The organism is Photobacterium phosphoreum, from assembly GCF_002954725.1.
Taxonomy (GTDB): Bacteria; Pseudomonadota; Gammaproteobacteria; order Enterobacterales; family Vibrionaceae; genus Photobacterium; species Photobacterium phosphoreum.
In genome coordinates, this window is the sequence record NZ_MSCQ01000001.1 from 754,295 (window position 1) to 773,792 (window position 19,498).

A 19,498-nucleotide genomic window follows, 5' to 3' on the forward strand; every position below is an offset into this window, starting at 1 on the left:
GACTGTTATTCGTTGATATCCTCGCTCCTTCCTTGGCGAGTGCACTTAAACTAAAAGAGTAATCATGCTCGAAGCACCTTTACTCTTTAGTATCGTCTATTTTACGTTATTTGTGCTAGTAAACACCATGCGTACTAGCACAAATTTTTGCTTTTATGCGATTAATTATTCGTAAACAGTACATTTTTAGTAGTTATATTAAAATGCGCCGTAAATTACAGAAGTGATTGCAGCGGTACCACATAAAACCGTGAATACACGTGCAAATACTGATGTTTTGTATTTTGCCATTGCGGGTACTGTTTGCATTGCGATAACAGGTAGTAGGAATAAAATACCCGCAATCATTGGCGCGCCCATGGTTTCGATCATGCCAAGAATACTTGGGTTAATGATAGCGACAATCCACGTTGTGATAACAATGAAACCTAGTGAGATTTTTTCAATTTTAGCAATTGGCATCTTAGAGCGAGATTTTGCTAGACCAACCAGACCTTCGTGAGCACCAAGGAAGTGACCAAAGTAGCTTGAAGTAATCGCAGCAAAAGCAACCAGTGGACCTAAGTAAGAAATCGCTGGTGAATCTTTTACGTTAGCTAAGTATGAAAGTACTGAAATATTTTGCTCTTTTGCCATATTAAGTTGCTCTGGTGTCATTGAAAGCACAACTGAGAATACAAAGAACATCACAAAGCCCATCAGCATCATTGCTGCACCGCCAGTGATCATGTCAGTTTTCTTAACGGCTTCATCACCGTAGATGCGACGTTGTTCTTTTGCGAACTGGCTAATAATAGGGCTGTGGTTAAAAGAGAACACAATGATTGGAATCGCTAACCAAATAATTTTAGGCATTGCAGACCAATCGGCTTCTGTTTGTACCATTGACATGTTCCAGTCAGGAATGAGGTACACAGAAAGAATCAGTAGAATAATTACAAGTGGGTAAACCATTGCTGATGTTGCTTTCAGCATTAATTCTTTACCAAATACAACACCTGCTGTCATCAGTGCAATTAATACACCTGATAGTAACCAACGTGGGATTGATTCCATACCCATTTGGTTAACTATGAATGAGTCAACAGTGTTTGTAATACCCACACCGTAAATTAATACGATAGGGTAAATAGCAAAGAAGTAAGCAAACGTAATTAAGTTAGCACCCGTTTTACCGTAATGCTCTTCTACTGTATCTGTAATGTCGGCATTAGGATTTTTTGATGATAGAACAAAACGTGCTAAGCCTTTATGCGCAAACCATGTCATTGGGGCTGCGATAAGAGCAAGAATAACTAGAGGCCAGAAACCGCCCGCACCTGCTTTAATTGGTAAGAATAAAACACCGGCACCTACGGCAGTACCAAACAGAGAAAGAGCCCATGTGAAATCGTTATAGGTCCATCCGGTTTTTTTTGCACCAGATGTTGCTGACGCTGTCGATGTATTTTGCATGCTGTGATATCCAATAAAAGGGAACGGAACAGAGTAGAGGAACGGGCGCATTGTCGCTATTTATTGCGGGAAAACAAGGATAAAGATCTCGTTCTGTAATACGGAGTTTTTGTGATACAAATAAATAAGACCTGCATCACATAAATTGGCTTGTAAGATTAAAATAAAACGTCTAATTGGTTATTTTTTATCTTCCCATATTTGGTTAGATAGTAGCTTAATCATCTGCGCCGTTGCGCCCCAGATAGAATAATTGTTATAAGGTATTGCATAAACACGGTGACATTCACCACGAAGATGAAACTGGTGAGATTTGATATTTTTAGGATCAAGCAGGTAATTGAGTGGTACTTCAAAGATAGCATCAACCTCACCAGGGTCTGGTTTGGCATTATAGTTACTGCTAATCGTTGAAATAAAGGGAGTGACAATATAGCCACTGGTTGTTGCTAGGGGGGTTAGTTGACCAATAACATTATTGCGCTGACAAATAATACCGGTTTCTTCATAGGTTTCACGTAAGGCTGTTGCGATCAGATCGATATCTGGCGCTTCAAAACGTCCACCCGGAAAAGCGATTTGTCCTGGGTGGTGTTTTAAATGCTCAGCGCGGCGAGTTAATACGACATTGAAGCCTTGCTCTCGAGGTACTAGCGGGATGAGAACAGCTGCGGGTTTGAAATCAATATCATCAGTAAAGTGATGATCGATTCTGCGCTTATGGCTAGCATCGTATTGTTGACTTGGTGCCATAAGAAACCGCGTTAGAATTTGCTGCTGTTCACCCATAAAGCCTCCATTAACCGCTTTTTTCGCTAAATTTAGCGTTATTATAAGGTTGGCAGAATTTTACTTAATTTGTCGAGAGTTTCTTGGTATTCACTGTTTGCATCACTATCAGCAACGATCCCACCACCAGCCCATGCATATAAACGATGTTGATAGGCAACCAATGTACGAATCGCAATATTGGTGTCCATGGTGCCGCAACGACTGATATAACCAATACTACCGCAATAGACACTACGTCGATTTGGCTCTAGTTCTTCAATGATTTCCATTGCGCGCACTTTTGGAGCACCAGTAATTGAGCCACCAGGGAAACAAGCACGTAATAAATCAGTTGTTGAATAATGACTGGATAATTGACCAGTAACGGTACTGACTAAATGATGTACGGCGGGAAAACTTTCAATCGCAAACAGTGCCGGTACACGAACACTACCGGGGATCGCAACTCGGCCAATATCATTTCGCAGTAAATCAACAATCATCACATTCTCAGCGCGATCTTTAGGGGCTTGTTGAAGGGCTTGTGCATTCGCACTATCTTCTGTGGCATTTTTACTTCGTGGACGAGTGCCTTTAATCGGTTTTGTTTCAATTCTACCGTGTTTTAATTGTAAAAAACGTTCTGGTGATACAGAGAGAATAGCGCTGTTATCAGTACGAATAAAACTCGAAAAAGGCGCGCCATTAGCGGCCTCTAAACGGCAATAGGCTTGCCATTCATCACCTTGATAACTAGCACTAAATCGTTGTGCGAGATTGATTTGGTAGCAATCACCAGATAATAAATATGACTGTATGGTGTTAAATTTGTTGCAATAATCCTCTTTGGTCATATTTGATGACCATGAAGATGTTAATTGGAATGTCGTTTTATGGTTATGGGTTTGTAATATCGTTAACGATTTAGCTTGAGATTGCTGTTGGGTTAACCAGGCTAGACGGTGACTATTTTTAGGTTCAATAAGTGATATTTTTTGTAATTTATGATCGACAATCAATGCCCAGTCATAAAGACCAACAGCCATTTCGGGTAAATGAATATCATGGGTTGCTGTAGTGGCAATTTTCTCGACTCTACGACCTAAATCATAGCTGAAATAGCCTAATGCGCCGCCAATAAATGGTAACTCATCAATAATGCTAAGTGACGGTAATAATTCATTTTGTAAGTTATTAATCACCTCAAATGGGTCATCGGTAGTAGTACGTTGGTCACCATTTGAAAACTTAATATAAGTTGTTTCATTTTGTGACTCAATTGTGGCTAAAGGATCAGCAACTAAAATATCATAACGATTATCTGGATGCGCTTCTGCTGCTGAACGTAATATCATTGCCCACGGTAATCCCGATAGTGGTGTAAACCATGAAAGTGCGGCATCTTTTGAGTAAGGCAATGAGGTAATGCTTAATTCTGGATGTGATTTACAAATCATTTTCTTTTTTGTGACAAGAGGTTTGATTGGCGCATAGCGCAATGTTAAGGGCAAGAGTATCATATTCAGCGAAAGACGCCCAAGATTGAACAGCACTATTTTGTTGTTTAATACCCTACATTCAGGAAGATTAATACAGGGCGCCATGGAATAATAATATTTAACGAGGGTAATTATGACCGTCATCTGTAAACAAGATGTAATCAGTAGTGTCGCCGATGCTTTACAATATATTTCTTACTATCATCCTTTGGATTTTATTCAAGCGTTAGAAAAAGCCTATAACAAAGAGCAGAGCCAAGCTGCGAAAGACGCTATCGCCCAAATTTTAATTAACTCTCGTATGTCAGCTGAAGGACGTCGACCTATCTGCCAAGATACGGGTATTGTTACCTGTTTTGTTAAAATTGGTATGAATGTACAGTGGGACAGTGATTTGACTGTACAGCAAATGGTTGATGAAGGGGTACGTCAGGCTTACACCAATGCTGATAACCCATTGCGTGCTTCTGTTGTTACTGATCCTGCTGGTGCACGTAAGAACACTCAAGATAATGCCCCAGCTGTGGTGCATGTTGAGATGGTCGCTGGTGATAAAGTAGAAATTCAAATTGCAGCCAAAGGCGGCGGTTCAGAAAATAAAACCAAAATGGTGATGCTTAATCCTTCCGATGATGTTGCTGAGTGGGTAGAAAAAACAGTGCCATTAATGGGGGCGGGTTGGTGCCCTCCAGGTATGTTAGGCATTGGTATTGGTGGTACCGCAGAAAAGGCTGCTCTACTTGCTAAAGAATCATTGATGGAAGCGGTTGATATCCATGAGCTACAACAACGTGGCGCTCAAACAACAGAAGAAGCATTGCGGTTAGATATTTATGATCGTGTTAATCGATTAGGCATTGGTGCTCAAGGCTTGGGCGGTTTAACCACGGTACTTGATGTTAAGGTCAAAAGTGCGCCAACCCATGCCGCTTCTAAGCCTGTATGTATGATTCCCAATTGTGCTGCAACGCGCCATGTTCACTTTACCCTTGATGGTAGTGGTCCTGCGGAATTAACACCACCAAAACTGAGTGATTGGCCGCAAGTGACATGGGAAGTGGGCGACAATGTGCGTCGCGTTAATCTAGGTAATATTACTAAAGCAGACGTGCAAGAGTGGCGTTCAGGCGAAACCGTGTTGCTATCAGGTAAGATCTTAACAGGTCGTGATGCAGCGCATAAGCGTATTCAAGAAATGCTTGCTAATGGTGAAGGCCTTCCTGAAGGCGTTGACTTTACTAATCGCTTTATTTATTACGTCGGCCCCGTTGATGCGGTACGTGATGAAGTTGTTGGACCTGCAGGGCCGACAACATCAACCCGTATGGATAAATTTACCGAAATGATGTTAGGGGAAGCTGGCCTTACTGGCATGATCGGTAAAGCAGAGCGCGGACCTGCCACTATTGCCTCGATCAAGCAGCATAAAGCGGTGTATTTAATGGCAGTTGGTGGTGCGGCATATCTGGTTGCTAAAGCAATTAAAAAAGCCCGTGTGGTTGCCTTTGCTGATTTAGGTATGGAAGCCATTTATGAGTTTGAAGTTGAAGATATGCCAGTAACGGTTGCCGTTGATGCTGAAGGTGTTAATGCTCACCAAACAGGCCCTGATACATGGCGTGTAAACATAGCTGAAATGGCAAAGTAATGTGTTTTATTCGACAATAGAGTAGATGTTAAAAAAGGCTTCTCAATAAGGAAGCCTTTCTTTTTTAAGCGAGGATCATTGGTGTTAACTTAAGCGTTAACTGTCCAAAGCATCATTTCACCGGCTTTAATAGGTACAACGGTGTCATTACCAAATTGCAGCTCTTCAGTTACTTTCCATGCGTTTTTGGTTAAGGTAATAGTATCTGTATTACGCGGTAGACCATAGAAATCAGCACCATTGAAACTTGCAAAGGCTTCTAGCTTATCGAGCGCATTCGCTTGTTCAAAGACTTCTGCATAGAGTTCGATTGCCGCATGAGCAGTATAAGACCCTGCACAACCACAAGCCGCTTCTTTACGTCCTTTGACATGGGGTGCGCTGTCAGTTCCCAAGAAGAATTTCGCATTCCCACTGGTCGCTGCCGCCACTAATGCTTGCTGATGAGTGTTACGCTTTAAAATCGGTAAGCAATAGAAGTGAGGGCGAATACCGCCGACTAACATATGGTTACGGTTAAACATCAAATGGTGTGCAGTAATTGTTGCGCCAACATTTGGACCTGCGTTGCGAACAAACTCAACCGCATCAGCCGTTGTGATATGTTCAAGCACAATTTTTAATGAGATGAATTCATCAACGATAGGGCTTAATACCGTATCAAGGAATGTTTTCTCACGGTCGAAAATGTCAACATGATCATGGGTGACTTCGCCGTGGATAAGTAAGGGCATTCCCACTTCTTGCATGGCTTCTAATGCAGGACGAATTTTATCTATGGATGTAACACCTGAATCAGAGTTTGTGGTTGCGCCAGCGGGATACAGTTTAGCGGCATAAATATGACCAGAGGCTTTTGCTTTTTTAATTTCTTCAGCAGACGTGTTATCGGTAAGATAGATAACCATTAACGGTGTAAAGGTTGATACTGGCTGAGCGGCTAAAATGCGGTTACGGTAAGCGAGAGCAGATTCGGTATCAATAACGGGAGGGATTAAATTAGGCATGATAATCGCACGGCCCATGTAACGGCTAATATCTCTGACCGTATCTTTTAATACATCGCCATCACGTAAGTGTGTGTGCCAATCATCAGGACGAGTTATCGTTAATGTTGTCATTTTGTTTCCCTACCAAAAAATTTGCCCGATTCTAAAAGTATCCTTCGTTGAAGTAAAGTTGATAAATCAAACAATGTGGTTAATTGCTGCTTTAAAGCGCAATCGTTTGCTGTAAAGCAATAAAAAAGGGAAATACCCACCAATCTCATGATCGATGAGTTATTCAATGAGAACGTAAAGTACCCGCTCCACCTTAAAGCACTGGTTAGAGCTTAAAGCGACTTACCAGGGTATTTTGTTCGGTGGCTAAATGTTCAAGTTTTACCCCGGTATCAGCCATTTCTTCCATAGCGTTATAACTATTATCCGCAATGTGGCTAATATCTTCGAGGCTACGGGCAATTTCAGTTGTCGTACAACGCTGCTCTTCAGCGGCTTGCGCGATTTGACTGCTCATATCACTAATTTCAATAATAATCGCTTGAATTTCTTCCATTGAACTATTGGCATTAGAAGCAAGACTTATACTGTTATCCATTTCAGTTACACAGCTTTGCATCATGGTCATTGCTTGGCCTGAGCTGGTTTGTAAGTTTTTGATCATTGCTTCAATTTCTGAGGTGGAATCAGTAGTTCGTTTAGCCAGTACTCGCACCTCGTCAGCAACGACGGCAAATCCACGACCTTGCTCACCAGCTCTTGCGGCTTCAATTGCAGCATTGAGTGCTAACAGGTTTGTTTGATCGGCAATATTACGAATAACATCTAAAATCGAACCAATATTACTGCTCATTTTTTGTAGTTGTTCAACAGCATGGACCGATTCATCTAAACGGGTAGAAAGCTGGTGGGCAGTATTAATATTACTGGTCATCACTTCGCGACCAGTCGCTGATGCTTGTTCGACCTCATTAACACGCTCCATGGTGATTTGGGCACTTTTTGATACATCGGTGACAGAATGCTCCATTTCAACCATTGCTGTTGCTGCTGAGGCTGTTTGTTGACGTTGGCTATTTAAGCGCAGCTTGGCTTCTGCCGTTGTGGCATGATTTTCAGTGGCAACAGTACTGAGTTCTGATGATGCGTGGCTAATTTGGCTTAATATCTGTTGTAAGTTTTCAGCTAATGTATTGATATGATTGCTTAGTTTGCTAAATTCGATAAAGTGACTAGTTTCAGTGCGTTGCGTCATATTACCTGCTGTTAGTGCGTCTAACGTTTTCAGTATGGCCACTAAAGGTTGACGGACACTACGTGCTAAATACCAACCGACGACGATGGCTAAAAATATAACGGTAATACTGATGATAATCGCTTTAGTGACTACATCCGTGTAGGTTTTGTCAGCGGTGGTAATAGTTTGGCTCATTTGGCTATTAGCTTGTTTATTAAAATCACCAACAATACTCATTGCTTGATTAATTTCTTTCGCTAATGTGGCTATATTACTGTAAAGGCGATGTTGTGCTTGAATATATTCAAAGTGTTGATCTAACACGCCATCTTTACGACCAATATCAATACTGTATTGTTCTACAGAGTCGTTAAATTCTTGTTTTAATTTCGGCTGTAATGTGGAGAGAGAACGGAAGGTGTTTTTAAGATGATTGACGCTGACTTTATTGCTCTTAATCGCCTTTTCGATGGCTGTGGCATCATCAGATGCTAATGCATCTAAAGTGATTGTTTCTGTTTCTTTTAATTTTTCAAAATAGTTTTTAGACAGCATTTTGACTGCAATATTATCTTGTTCGTTAATGAACTCCTTCATGCCTATGTTGAGTTCTGTTTGCAGTTGTTGGAATTGACGTGCGGATTGTTGGCGATCATCGGTAGCAAGTAGTAGTAATCGATAGTTTGTCATCGCAATAATAGCTTCAGCAAAATAGCGTTTTTCTAATGCTGTTAATGCTTGAATCGATTTGGTTAATTGTGGATTATTTTTAGTGACCTGCTCAAGTTGATTGCGAGTTTGTTGAAAAACACGGGTTTGTTTTTCAAATTCAGTACTGTAGGTTGTCATTGCTTGAGGATCTTGGCTGGTTAGATAATCCTTGAAGATCTTATCTGCTACCAATAGTTGTACGCTGACATTATTTGAAACTGAAACTAGGGGTAAGGCATCAGCAGTAATTGATTTTAATTGGTTATGAATACGACTAACACCATCAAGCATAAACATAATGGTGATGACAAATAATGAGACTAAGATAGCGAAGCCTAAGTACATACGGCGTATGACTGAGGGTTGAGATTTTTTTTTCATAATATCCCTAATGACATAAAAGCTGAGAATGATGCACTTAATGATCGCAATATCCTTTACAACGATGATATGTAGTGCGAAATCAATCATTAATAGTGTTTGATTTCATTGCTATAATTGATATTTATAATGTTACGTTAGTTTGATTCATCTATCGGCGCGAACTTCAAACTCTTGACTGTTTGAGAGGATGATTGGTGAATATTTTGACAGTTGTTGCAAAAATAACGGAAAAAGATGAAATGAAGCGTGAAAAAAGTGTTTAAAACGGTGTCCAATATTGCCCTCTACATCTTGGTAGCGCATACTCAACTCAGAATACATTTAAGCTGATTATTTAATGGAGTCAGGTATGGCTGAAGAAACTATTTTTAGTAAGATCATTCGCAAAGAAATTCCAGCAGACGTTTTATATCAAGATGAGCTAGTAACGGCATTCCGCGATATTAATCCTCGAGCACCAAGCCATATTCTTATTATTCCAAATAAATTGCTGCCAACGGTTAATGACGTTGAAGCTGAAGACGAATTAATGATGGGGCGTATGTTTACCGTTGCACGTAAACTTGCAACAAGTGAAGGCATTGCTGAAGATGGTTACCGTTTGATTGTTAATTGCAATCCTTTTGGTGGCCAAGAAGTTTATCATATTCATATGCACTTATTAGGCGGTCGCCCATTAGGTCCAATGATTGTGAGTTAATCGCGATAAATTCTTAGCATAAAATTGCAAGAGAATGTACTGATCATAAAAGCTTGAGCATGGCATCGCTAATCTATAAATAATGATTAGAGGTTAGTCACTCAAGCTTTTTTCATTCTCTTGAGTAAACTTATATATTAATACTGATAAGTAACCCTATTGAAACTTAGGAGGCTACAGCCTCGCTGTACACGAATGTAGCATGAAGTATATATCTGCGTTGTCGATATTGTTGGTCGCACTAGTTACAGGTTGTAGTGGCATGACAATATCAGGGATTAGTCTTGAGAAGGGGAATCACCATGTTGTCATCGGTAATACCGTATTAGCCAGTCAGCTTGAGTTTAGTCATTCACAGGCTGAACTGCGTAATGGCTATTTAGATGCATCAGTTGAGGTCATGAATAAAACTGACGCAGCGATATCATTGGATTATCACTTTTATTGGTATGATGTGAATGGGTTAGAAATAAATCAGCCTACGACAACATGGCGCACACTGACCATTAATCCGGGTCAAGTGCTGTTATTGCAGGCGCTGGCACCAAGCACTGCCGCCACGCAATATCGTATTGCCGTGCGTGATGCAAATAATTGTTCGATAATAAATAGATAATATTGAAAGGTAAGTAAGATGAAAAAGAGTGTAATGGCCTTGTTAGCAGCAGCAACATTATTAGGCGGTTGTGCCCAACCTATTAATTATGGTGGTGGATTTGGTGGAATAGAAAAGGCAGTCACTAATTTTGGTTCCAGTGATTTAGAAACATTAACTTCATCAATGGTTGATAACATGCTTTCATCTGCCGCTATTCGTTCTATAACAGCAACAGGTGACCCGATTGTTGTGGTTGATAGTCTTAAAAATCAAACGCGTAAGCATATCGATACCAGTGCTTTAACCGCGATGATCAGTGAGCAATTACAAGACTCTGGTAAATTCCATTTTGCTGATCCTGCGCGCGTTAAAGCTGTTCGCCAACAATTAAATTTCCATGAAGATGATCGTTTTGTTAATCAAAGTACGGCAATCCAATTTGGTAACATGGTTGGCGCACAATATATGCTTTATGGCCACGTATCAACTGTAATGAAATCAACATCAAATGGTAAGCAAGCCTATTATAAAGTTACAATGCGGTTAATGGATTTGAAGTCTGGTGTTATTGAATGGTCTGACCAAGATCAAGTGATGCAATCGACATCAACCAATAGCGTTGCTTGGCAATAGTGAAATAGTGAAGTATTAGTATCAGGTGAAGGATTGCAATATGGGTTGTTATGAAAAGTTTGATAGTAATCTTTTACGTTCCTTACCTGATACTGAACTTATCTCAGCATCAATGTTAACGGGTGGACTCACTAATCGTTGTTGGAAATTAGTATTATTTCACCCTTTAACTGATCAAACTAAACACTATGTGTGGCGGCCATTATCGGTTGCTGCTCAAGCATTTGGTATTGAACGTCAACATGAATATCAGCTACTCACGATGATATCTGATACTGGTTTAGCCCCTAAACCGTTACAGTTACTTGTGGATACCGACTCACAAACAGATCAAGTGATAGGGTTGTTAGTTGAATGGCTTACTGGCATGGAAGCGACAGTCGATTTTTCCAATACTGCATTGTGCCAACTACAAGCAAAAGTACACCAATTGCCTGTACCTAGTTGGCGGTTAGACATTCAACAGCGAGGGCTGCATTATTGGCAATATATAAATGCCGCACATAAAACACCGCAATTGACTTCAATTCATTATTTCTTTCAACATCAACCGATACCTACAGCGTTTGATGATTGTTGCTGTCACTTTGATCTTGGTCGTTATAACGTCATTGTGCCATTTCCAGTCAATGGCTTAACGGAAGATGCCAAAATTATCGATTGGGAATATGCAGCGGCCGGTGATCCTAGTTTAGATTTGGCGATGACAATTATTGCCAATGAGTTAAATCTTGAATTGGCTGTGAGTGATTATTGTGATCATCGCCAGTTGCTTGAAAAGGGAACACAGTTTAATAAAAGTGATTGGCTGCAAGCTGTTCGTGGTTGGCAACCGTGGTGTCAATATTTGGCATTATTATGGTATTACGTGGGGTATCAGGTTTGGCATCAGCCACAATATCTACGCGATGCTTTGCAATTACAGCAACAACTTATTGAATACATTAATTGAGTTGTTATGACTATTATTTGAGTGAATATGTTTTTGTAGACGGGATCATGTTTTTTGTTTTAATTTTGTTAAACACTACTTTGATTATGGATTTAACGTTGCTATGTCGGTATAGATAGTACGTAAAATTATGACTAGATAGTGAGGGATAACAATGATTATTTATTTACATGGTTTTGACTCTACAAGCCCTGGTAATCATGAAAAAGTATTGCAATTACAATTTATTGATTCAGACGTTCGTTTTCTAAATTATAGTACGCTGCACCCTAAGCATGATATGCAACACCTACTGAAAGAAGTACATAAGTTACTTGAAGCCAGTGATGATTCCCAACCTTTAATTTGTGGTGTTGGTCTAGGTGGTTATTGGGCTGAACGGATTGGATTCCTTTCTGGTATAAAACAGGTGATGTTGAACCCTAATTTACACCCAGAGAGCAATATGGAGGGTAAAATAGACCGTCCAGAGGAATATGAAGACATTCTGACAAAATGTGTAACAAATTTTCGTAAAAAAAATACAGGAAATTGCCTCTGTATCCTTTCAACTAATGATGAAGTGTTAGATAATCAGCAAACAAAAGATGCGCTAGATCAATTTTACGACATTGTGTGGGATGACAATGAATCACATAAGTTTGCAAAAATCTCGCAGCATCTACAAAAAATAAAAGCGTTTAAAGCGCAGTAATAACGGAACCATTACCTCCTACATATCACAGACGGGTTGTAGATCCGTCTGCCTACCTACGTGAACTTAGATATATAGATACTTTTTCGCCTAGCGGTCTTGATGCTTGATTATTTACAATAAGCAGACTGCTATGCAATTCAGTCTTTGTCAGTTTTTAAAAATCATAAAATAGAGAGGAAGCTATCTTGACACGTATTATCGTTGTGGGTGGTGGTGCTGGTGGTTTGGAATTAGCCACTAAATTGGGTCGTACATTAGGCCGTAAACGCCGCGCTGAAGTTACATTGGTTGATCGTCGCGCAAGCCATCTATGGAAACCATTACTACATGAAGTAGCAACAGGTTCGTTAGATGCGGGTGTTGATGCGATTAGTTATCGAGCACATGCGAAAAACCATTCATTTGACTTCCAAATGGGGTCATTGCAAGGTATTGATCGCGATGCAAAAACGATCACATTAGCGGCATTATACGACAAGCAAAATGAACTATTAGTACCAGCACGTTCATTAGAGTACGATATTTTAGTCTTAGCGATTGGTTCTACATCGAATGATTTTAATACTCAGGGTGTACGTGATAATTGTATTTTCCTTGATAGCCCAGAACAGGCTCACCGTTTCCGTAGTGAAATGAATAACCAGTTCATGAAGTTACATGCCAACAAAGACCAAAAAACAGTTGATATTGCTATTGTTGGTGCAGGTGCAACGGGGGTAGAGCTTTCTGCTGAGTTACATAACGCGGTTCAAGAGTTACATAACTACGGTTTTGGTGATCTTGATAGTTCACGTTTAAACATTAACTTAGTAGAAGCGGGCGAGCGTATTTTACCTGCATTGCCACCGCGTATCTCACAAGCCGCACATAATGAACTAACAAAACTTGGTGTTAATGTTCGTACCGCAACAATGGTAACGAAAGCCGATGAAACAGGCTTAACAACCAAAGATGGTGAACATATTCCAGCACAAATTATGGTATGGGCTGCAGGTATTAAAGCACCTGATTTCATGAAAGATATCGCTGGTCTTGAAACTAACCGTATTAATCAGTTAGTGGTTAAACCAACGTTACAGACAACCCGTGATGATAATATTTATGTGATTGGTGATTTAGCATCATGTGTGCAAGAGGATGGTTCATTCGTACCACCACGCGCCCAAGCTGCACACCAGATGGCAAGTCGCTGTTTTGGTAATATTGTAGCTAAATTGACTGATCGTGAGCAAAAGCCATATATTTATAGCGATCATGGTTCACTCGTGTCATTAAGCCGTTTCTCAACGGTTGGTAGCCTAATGGGTAACTTATCAAAAGGCTCGATGATGGTTGAAGGCCGTATTGCACGTATGGTCTACATTTCACTGTATCGTATGCATCAGATGGCACTACATGGAATGTTTAAAACTGGTTTGATTATGCTAGTTGGGCGAATTAACCGTGTGTTACGTCCAAGTCTGAAATTGCACTAATCGCAAATTAGAGCAATAAAAAACGCCAGTATTGATGTAATCTACTTTTAGTAGAGCACGATACTGGCGTTTTTATTTGTACTGATAATTTAATTAATCTTAAATAACTCAACATCAAAGATTAGTACTGAGCCAGGAGGAATGCTACCTGCGCCATTGTTTCCGTAAGCAAGATCAGCCGGGATAAAGAAACGTACTTTTTCGCCAACAACCATATGTTGTAAGCCTTCCGTCCAACCTTTAATCACTCGATTTAGTGGGAATGAAATTTTTTCACCACGATCAACTGAACTATCAAAAACAGTACCATTAAGTAATGTACCATGGTAATGAACAGTCACTGTATCTGTTGCTTTTGGATGTACAGTGCCTGTGCCAGGTTGCAGCACTAAGTATTGCAAACCAGAAGCGGTAGTTTGCACGCCTTCTTTTAGTTTGTTTGCAGCTAGAAATTCCTGACCAATTTTAATGTTTTCTTGTGCTGCTTGTTTGTTGTTGTAAGAGCGATAAAGAAAAAAAGCAACTACTGCGGCGATAACCACTGCGATAATAATTTTTGGCACGAGTGTGTCCTTACTGAATTAAGTTGATTTATCTTACCATTACTCGTAATAGCGAACAGCAATCTCTTAAAATTATTTGTCTTTTAAATGAGGTGGGGTGATTTATTAATGGTGACAGATTTTATCTTGATTTGTGTGTAAGTTATCACCATCAAGTGTAATTTTATTACGAGAGACAAGAAAAGTGAGCAGTGCATCTAATGATAGATCATTCAGTTTACAGGTATGAAAACGAACATTTTCTCCCCAATGTTGTTCGACATATGAGTGTAATGTTTTGATTGTGAAAGGTATTGATGTATCCGCAATAAGGTTTAATACATCGTGACCATGGCGACTTTCTGTTGTGTGCATAATAAGTAACTATTTTATTAGATAAAGAGTTATTGATAATAAACCAAGTTGGAACGTTAAATATTGATGTATACCAACGCTAGAATGGTTAGCCGTGATTAATATAAATCTTGTGGTACGAGTGAATACACATAGCCATTCATTGGATTATTTCGATAAAAAATGCGGTTTCGCGCTTCACATTCAAAAATGGCATTACAAGCAAGGGCGGTTTTCTGGCTAGCATAATTATCAATGTGGGTAATTATTTCTAATCGAGTAAGCCCTAACATTTGAAACGCAAATTGAATAATAGCGATATTCGCTTCAGTTGCCATGCCTTGGCGATGATAATTATGATTGATCCAATAGCCAAGATTAGCAGAATTAAATAATGGTGTAATCGCACTGAGAGAAACCGTACCCACAAACTCATCGTTGAATCGATCAAAAATAGCCAATTCATAGCTGTAGTCATGTTGCCAACTTAAACGGCTTGCTGCGATCCATTCGTGAGCTTGCTGTTGATCAAAATCAGTATCACACCATTCTAACCACGGCTGTAGATATTCATTTGATTGGGTAACAGCTTCAACAAAAGCGTCTAAATCTGCGGTCTTAAAAGGGCGTAAAATAAGCCGAGGAGTGGTAAGTTCAAAGTCAAGTTTCATGATTGTTTTAGCCTATGAAGTGATTGTGGTGATAGTGACGAGCAATAAAAAAACCCCAGATATTATGTCTGGGGAAAATCAGAGTTAAATCATATTTTCTCGAAATTGATTAAGCAGATCTTCAATAAATTTAATTCTTTTTTTACGATCTGTTTCTCCAGCTACGATTTTTAATTTCGTTGGGCCTTCCATCCTGAAATTCTGGGGTTGTGTTTGCAGTAAACCAACCAAGAAATGAGGGTTAATGGCGGCATCTTGTTTAAATTCAAGGTAACCCCCTTTCTCATTACTCTCAACTTTCTTAACCCCAATGATAGCTGCTTTTAGTTTCAGACTATTAACAGTAATTAGGTTGATAGCGGCATCAGGTAAAAGACCAAAACGGTCGATTAACTCAACTTTAATCTCATTCAGTTCATTATCATCTGTTGCGCTGGCGATACGCTTATACAGTGATAAACGGGTGTTAATATCAGGAATATAATCGTCGGGTAGCAACGCTGGAATACGCATTTCAACTTCAGCTTGTTGTTTGAGTAAGTCATCAAGTGTTGGCTCTTTACCTTCACGTAATGACTCTACTGCTTGTTCTAGCATCTCCATAAAGAGGCTAAAACCAACCGATTGAATTTGCCCACTTTGCTCATCACCGAGGAGTTCACCTGCACCACGAATTTCTAAATCATGGGTAGCAAGCGTGAAGCCAGCACCAAGATCTTCAAGTGACGCAATGGCTTCTAAGCGTTTAACCGCATCTTTGGTCATACGTTTTGGGTGTGGCGTTAGTAAATACGCATAGGCTTGGTGGTGGGAGCGACCGACACGGCCACGTAATTGGTGTAATTGCGCTAAGCCAAGGTTATCTGCACGATCCATGATGATGGTATTTGCGGTTGGCACATCAATACCTGTTTCAATAATAGTGGTACAGACCAGCACGTTAAAACGTTGATGGTAAAAATCACCCATGATCCGTTCAAGTTCACGTTCGCGCATTTGACCATGAGCAAAGGTTACGCGCGCTTCTGGGATTAACTTGGCTAAATCTTCTGTGGTTTGTTCAATACTATCGACTTCATTATGCAGGAAGTAAACTTGGCCACCGCGGCTGATTTCACGCAATATTGCTTCACGAATAATATTTTCATCACCTTGACGAACAAAGGTTTTGATTGCTAAGCGACGTGCGGGTGGGGTAGCTATAATCGATAAATCACGCATGCCACTCATTGCCATATTAAGGGTTCGAGGGATTGGCGTTGCGGTTAGCGTTAGAATATCAACATCAGCACGAATAGCTTTGATTTTTTCTTTTTGACGCACTCCGAAACGGTGTTCTTCATCTACCACCAATAATCCAAGATCTTGGTAGTTAACGCTACTATTGAGCAGTTTGTGAGTACCAATAAGAATATCGATCTTACCTTCTTCAACATCAGCTAAAATTTGTTTCTGTTCTTTGGCTGTTTTAAAGCGTGATAACACTTCCACGCGAACGGGTGTATTGGCAAAACGGTCACGGAAATTTTCGAAATGCTGTTGTGCCAATAATGTCGTTGGTACTAATATTGTTACTTGTTTATTGTTATCAACCGCAACAAAGGCAGCGCGCATTGCGACTTCTGTTTTACCAAAGCCGACATCACCACAAACAAGACGATCCATGGCTTTCGGTTGGCACATATCAGACAAGACCGCATTAATTGCTAATGCCTGATCATAGGTTTCTTCATACGGGAAACTGGTGCAGAAATCTGCATAACTTTCACGATCAAGTTTGAATTTAAAGCCCGGTTTTAGCTCACGCATGGCGTAAACTTCAAGTAACTCGGCAGCTACATCACGGACTTTTTCTGCAGCTTTTCGGCGCGCTTTAACCCATGCCTCACCGCCTAATTTATGAATAGGGGCACTATCTTCTGCGCCACCTGAGTAACGGCTGATAAGATGTAGCGAAGCAACAGGAACATAAAGTTTTGCCCCGCCTTGATATTCAAGGGTGACATATTCGGTTTTAATTCCGCCAGCTTCTAGGGTTTGCAAACCTTGGTAGCGTCCAATACCGTGGTCGATATGAACGACGGGCTGACCGACTTGTAATTCGGCCAGGTTGCGAATAATGGTATCGGCATTGATGGTGGTTTTTTTATCATTGCGGCGGCGCTGTTGAATACGTTCGCCAAGTAAATCGCTTTCACAAATAAAAGCGACCGCAGGTTTTTCAAGAATAAAACCATTTTCTGCAGCACCAATAACCAGACAATGCTTGGCTTTATCAGCCATTGCTGCGTCAAGGTTATCAAATACTATTGGACGCATTTTTATACGAGCTAATAAATCAAATAATGCTTCACGGCGACCTTCAGAGGCGACTGAGAATATGATCTTGCCTTTAAACTGCTCAGTGAAGTGACGTAATTCCGCGAACGGCTCTTTAAGTTGATGGTTAATAGTTATCGCTGGAATAGGCGTTAAAGCAGGGTTATAGCGACCCACTTTTTCAGCGTCAATAGCTTCGCGTTGTATTCTTACGCGAGGCAGTTGTTTAAAGCCAGTAAACATCTCATCTTTAGTGAGCCACAATTCTTTAGGTGCGAGTAATGGCCGCAATGGATCGACACGGCGCTGGTCATAACGGTGCTCAGCATCGTGTAAGAATGTGTCTACAGCAGGTTCTAAATCACCTAATGTCACTAATAGCGTATTGGTCGGTAAATAATCGAATAAAGTCTCGGTATGATCAAAAAACAGCGGTTGCCAATATTCGATACCGGTCGGCCAGATTTTTTTACTGACTTGTTGATAGATAGATTCAGGTTCGCGACGGGCTTCAAATCGTTCCCGCCATCGCATGCGGAAGTTTTCTATTGCTAGCTCATCGGTTGGGAACTCATGCGCAGGCAGTAAATCAATGGTGGTGATTTCTGCTGTTGAACGCTGATTTTCAGGATCAAATTGACGAATAGAGTCGACTTCATCATCAAAAAAATCAATACGGTATGGTGCATTACTGCCCATAGGGAACAGATCGACCAATGAGCCTCGGCTAGCATATTCACCGTGTTCCATCACTTGATCAACATGGCGATAACCTGATGCTTCTAACTGTAATCGCAGTTTTTCTAGCGAGATACGATCATCTTTTTTGACAATTAGCGCATGTTTATGGATAAATTCTTGAGGCGTTAATCGCTGTAGTAGGGTGCTAATAGGGACTAAAATAATGCCATTTTTTTGGGTCGGCATCTTATATAAACGCGCTAGACGTTCAGAGATAATATCTTGATGAGGCGAGAAATTATCATAAGGCAATGTTTCCCAATCTGGAAAAACATGGACGTCAAGATCACAGAATTGAGTAATTTCAGGCTGTAATTTTAGTGCTGTTTGAGTATCAGCGACAACGGCAAGTACAGGACCATTATGTTTGGCCGCTATTTCTGCTAATGACAATGCCAACGCAGAACCAGATAAATTACCGATGTAACGATTATCCCCAGATTTTTTTGGTAAGGGGATTGAGAGTAATGTTTTATTCGTCATTGTTATTATTCATGTTTCGTTGTTGGGCCCGCTGACGTAAAAGCTTTTGTTGGCAATGCAGTGCGGCACGGATTAATAAATCACGATCGTCTTCCAACAATCGCGTGTAATGTAACTCGATCAAAAAACGATCATCTAAAGCTGAGCAATTAACTACCTCAGCATAACAATAAATTGCGGCGGCAGGGTGATCTAAAAATAGTTTAACGATGACATTTTGCCTAACAGTAAAATCATGTGGGCTATAAAAGCTCAATTTACTGGCACCAAAGGTCTCGGTAATATAACGATAATTAGCATTATCTTGTTGAGATAGCACGTAAGATAATAGTAGGTTTATTTTACTATTTTGAGCACTAAGATAAGTCACTAAAGCTTTACTGTCTTCTTTACCAAATCCAGCTAATAGGCGCTCTGCATTTTCTTCAAGAGTGTTACATTCGCTTGCTATACGAAATAGTGGTGGTATTTCAGTGCTAAAAGTCTCGAAATTAGGGAGTGACTTACCATTAGGTAATGGTTCGACATTGATTGTTAGTCCTAAGTGAACTGAAAAATATTCCTCTTGTCTCATTACTTACTCACTGCCAGTTAATTGTTAGCGATGGTGTCACTATTTAGGTTATG

17 protein-coding genes are annotated in these 19,498 nt (G+C 40.2%); 7 read left to right on the forward strand and 10 right to left on the reverse strand.

What is annotated here, in order from left to right:
* Positions 1-198: 198 nt before the first annotated feature.
* The 3 genes from BTO21_RS03300 to pabB all read right to left on the reverse strand — a co-directional run bounded on the left by BTO21_RS03300 (position 199) and on the right by pabB (position 3,683).
* Positions 199-1,455 (reverse strand): aromatic amino acid transport family protein, encoded by a 1,257-nt coding sequence (locus BTO21_RS03300; RefSeq protein ID WP_045026557.1) that lies wholly within the window; start codon positions 1,453-1,455, stop codon positions 199-201.
* 180 nt (positions 1,456-1,635) lie between these two features.
* The gene (locus BTO21_RS03305; protein WP_045026556.1) at positions 1,636-2,244 is read right to left on the reverse strand and encodes a CoA pyrophosphatase; all 609 of its coding nucleotides are present in this window, start codon (positions 2,242-2,244) and stop codon (positions 1,636-1,638) included.
* A 41-nt stretch (positions 2,245-2,285) separates the two neighbouring features.
* A complete protein-coding gene (gene pabB, locus BTO21_RS03310; protein ID WP_045026554.1) occupies positions 2,286-3,683 on the reverse strand; it encodes an aminodeoxychorismate synthase component 1 in 1,398 nt (465 codons plus the stop codon).
* Between the two features lie 175 nt (positions 3,684-3,858).
* On the opposite strand from pabB, the gene BTO21_RS03315 reads away from it, so the two are divergent.
* A complete protein-coding gene (locus tag BTO21_RS03315) occupies positions 3,859-5,373 on the forward strand; it encodes a fumarate hydratase (RefSeq protein WP_045026553.1) in 1,515 nt (504 codons plus the stop codon).
* A gap of 89 nt (positions 5,374-5,462) precedes the next feature.
* On the opposite strand, the gene pyrC is transcribed toward BTO21_RS03315, so the two are convergent.
* Together pyrC and BTO21_RS03325 are read right to left on the reverse strand one after the other, a co-directional pair.
* Positions 5,463-6,494, reverse strand: coding sequence for a dihydroorotase (pyrC, locus tag BTO21_RS03320; protein ID WP_045026551.1), 1,032 nt, complete (start codon positions 6,492-6,494; stop codon positions 5,463-5,465).
* 205 nt (positions 6,495-6,699) lie between these two features.
* Positions 6,700-8,667, reverse strand: a complete 1,968-nt coding sequence (locus tag BTO21_RS03325) for a methyl-accepting chemotaxis protein (protein ID WP_082056766.1) — start codon at positions 8,665-8,667, stop codon at positions 6,700-6,702.
* Positions 8,668-9,055: 388 nt separating this feature from the next.
* Between BTO21_RS03325 and hinT the strand changes: the two genes are divergently transcribed.
* From hinT to BTO21_RS03355, 6 genes are all read left to right on the forward strand, one after another.
* On the forward strand, positions 9,056-9,406 hold the full coding sequence (gene hinT, locus BTO21_RS03330; RefSeq protein ID WP_045026549.1) for a purine nucleoside phosphoramidase: 351 nt from the start codon (positions 9,056-9,058) through the stop codon (positions 9,404-9,406).
* Between the two features lie 202 nt (positions 9,407-9,608).
* Positions 9,609-10,022 carry a YcfL family putative periplasmic lipoprotein gene (locus tag BTO21_RS03335; protein ID WP_045026547.1) on the forward strand — a complete coding sequence of 138 codons (414 nt, stop codon included), beginning with the start codon at positions 9,609-9,611 and terminating at the stop codon, positions 10,020-10,022.
* Positions 10,023-10,040: 18 nt separating this feature from the next.
* The gene (lpoB, locus tag BTO21_RS03340; RefSeq protein WP_045026546.1) at positions 10,041-10,637 is read left to right on the forward strand and encodes a penicillin-binding protein activator LpoB; all 597 of its coding nucleotides are present in this window, start codon (positions 10,041-10,043) and stop codon (positions 10,635-10,637) included.
* Positions 10,638-10,677: 40 nt separating this feature from the next.
* The gene (locus BTO21_RS03345) at positions 10,678-11,589 is read left to right on the forward strand and encodes a phosphotransferase (protein ID WP_045026544.1); all 912 of its coding nucleotides are present in this window, start codon (positions 10,678-10,680) and stop codon (positions 11,587-11,589) included.
* Between the two features lie 154 nt (positions 11,590-11,743).
* A complete protein-coding gene (ycfP, locus tag BTO21_RS03350) occupies positions 11,744-12,283 on the forward strand; it encodes an alpha/beta hydrolase YcfP (protein WP_045026542.1) in 540 nt (179 codons plus the stop codon).
* Positions 12,284-12,471: 188 nt separating this feature from the next.
* Positions 12,472-13,761, forward strand: coding sequence for an NAD(P)/FAD-dependent oxidoreductase (locus BTO21_RS03355; RefSeq protein ID WP_045026541.1), 1,290 nt, complete (start codon positions 12,472-12,474; stop codon positions 13,759-13,761).
* Positions 13,762-13,850: 89 nt separating this feature from the next.
* On the opposite strand, the gene BTO21_RS03360 is transcribed toward BTO21_RS03355, so the two are convergent.
* The 5 genes from BTO21_RS03360 to BTO21_RS03380 form a co-directional block, all read right to left on the reverse strand.
* Positions 13,851-14,324, reverse strand: coding sequence for a BamJ family beta-barrel-assembly machinery protein (locus BTO21_RS03360; protein ID WP_045026539.1), 474 nt, complete (start codon positions 14,322-14,324; stop codon positions 13,851-13,853).
* 105 nt (positions 14,325-14,429) lie between these two features.
* Positions 14,430-14,678 (reverse strand): YecH family metal-binding protein, encoded by a 249-nt coding sequence (locus BTO21_RS03365; protein WP_045026538.1) that lies wholly within the window; start codon positions 14,676-14,678, stop codon positions 14,430-14,432.
* A 98-nt stretch (positions 14,679-14,776) separates the two neighbouring features.
* Positions 14,777-15,328, reverse strand: a complete 552-nt coding sequence (locus BTO21_RS03370) for a GNAT family N-acetyltransferase (RefSeq protein ID WP_045026536.1) — start codon at positions 15,326-15,328, stop codon at positions 14,777-14,779.
* Positions 15,329-15,412: 84 nt separating this feature from the next.
* Complete coding sequence (mfd, locus tag BTO21_RS03375) at positions 15,413-18,871, reverse strand: transcription-repair coupling factor (protein WP_045026535.1); 3,459 nt, start codon at positions 18,869-18,871, stop codon at positions 15,413-15,415.
* A complete protein-coding gene (locus BTO21_RS03380; protein ID WP_045026533.1) occupies positions 18,861-19,445 on the reverse strand; it encodes a PilZ domain-containing protein in 585 nt (194 codons plus the stop codon). Before BTO21_RS03380 ends, mfd begins: the two co-directional genes overlap by 11 nt.
* Positions 19,446-19,498 lie beyond the last annotated feature (53 nt).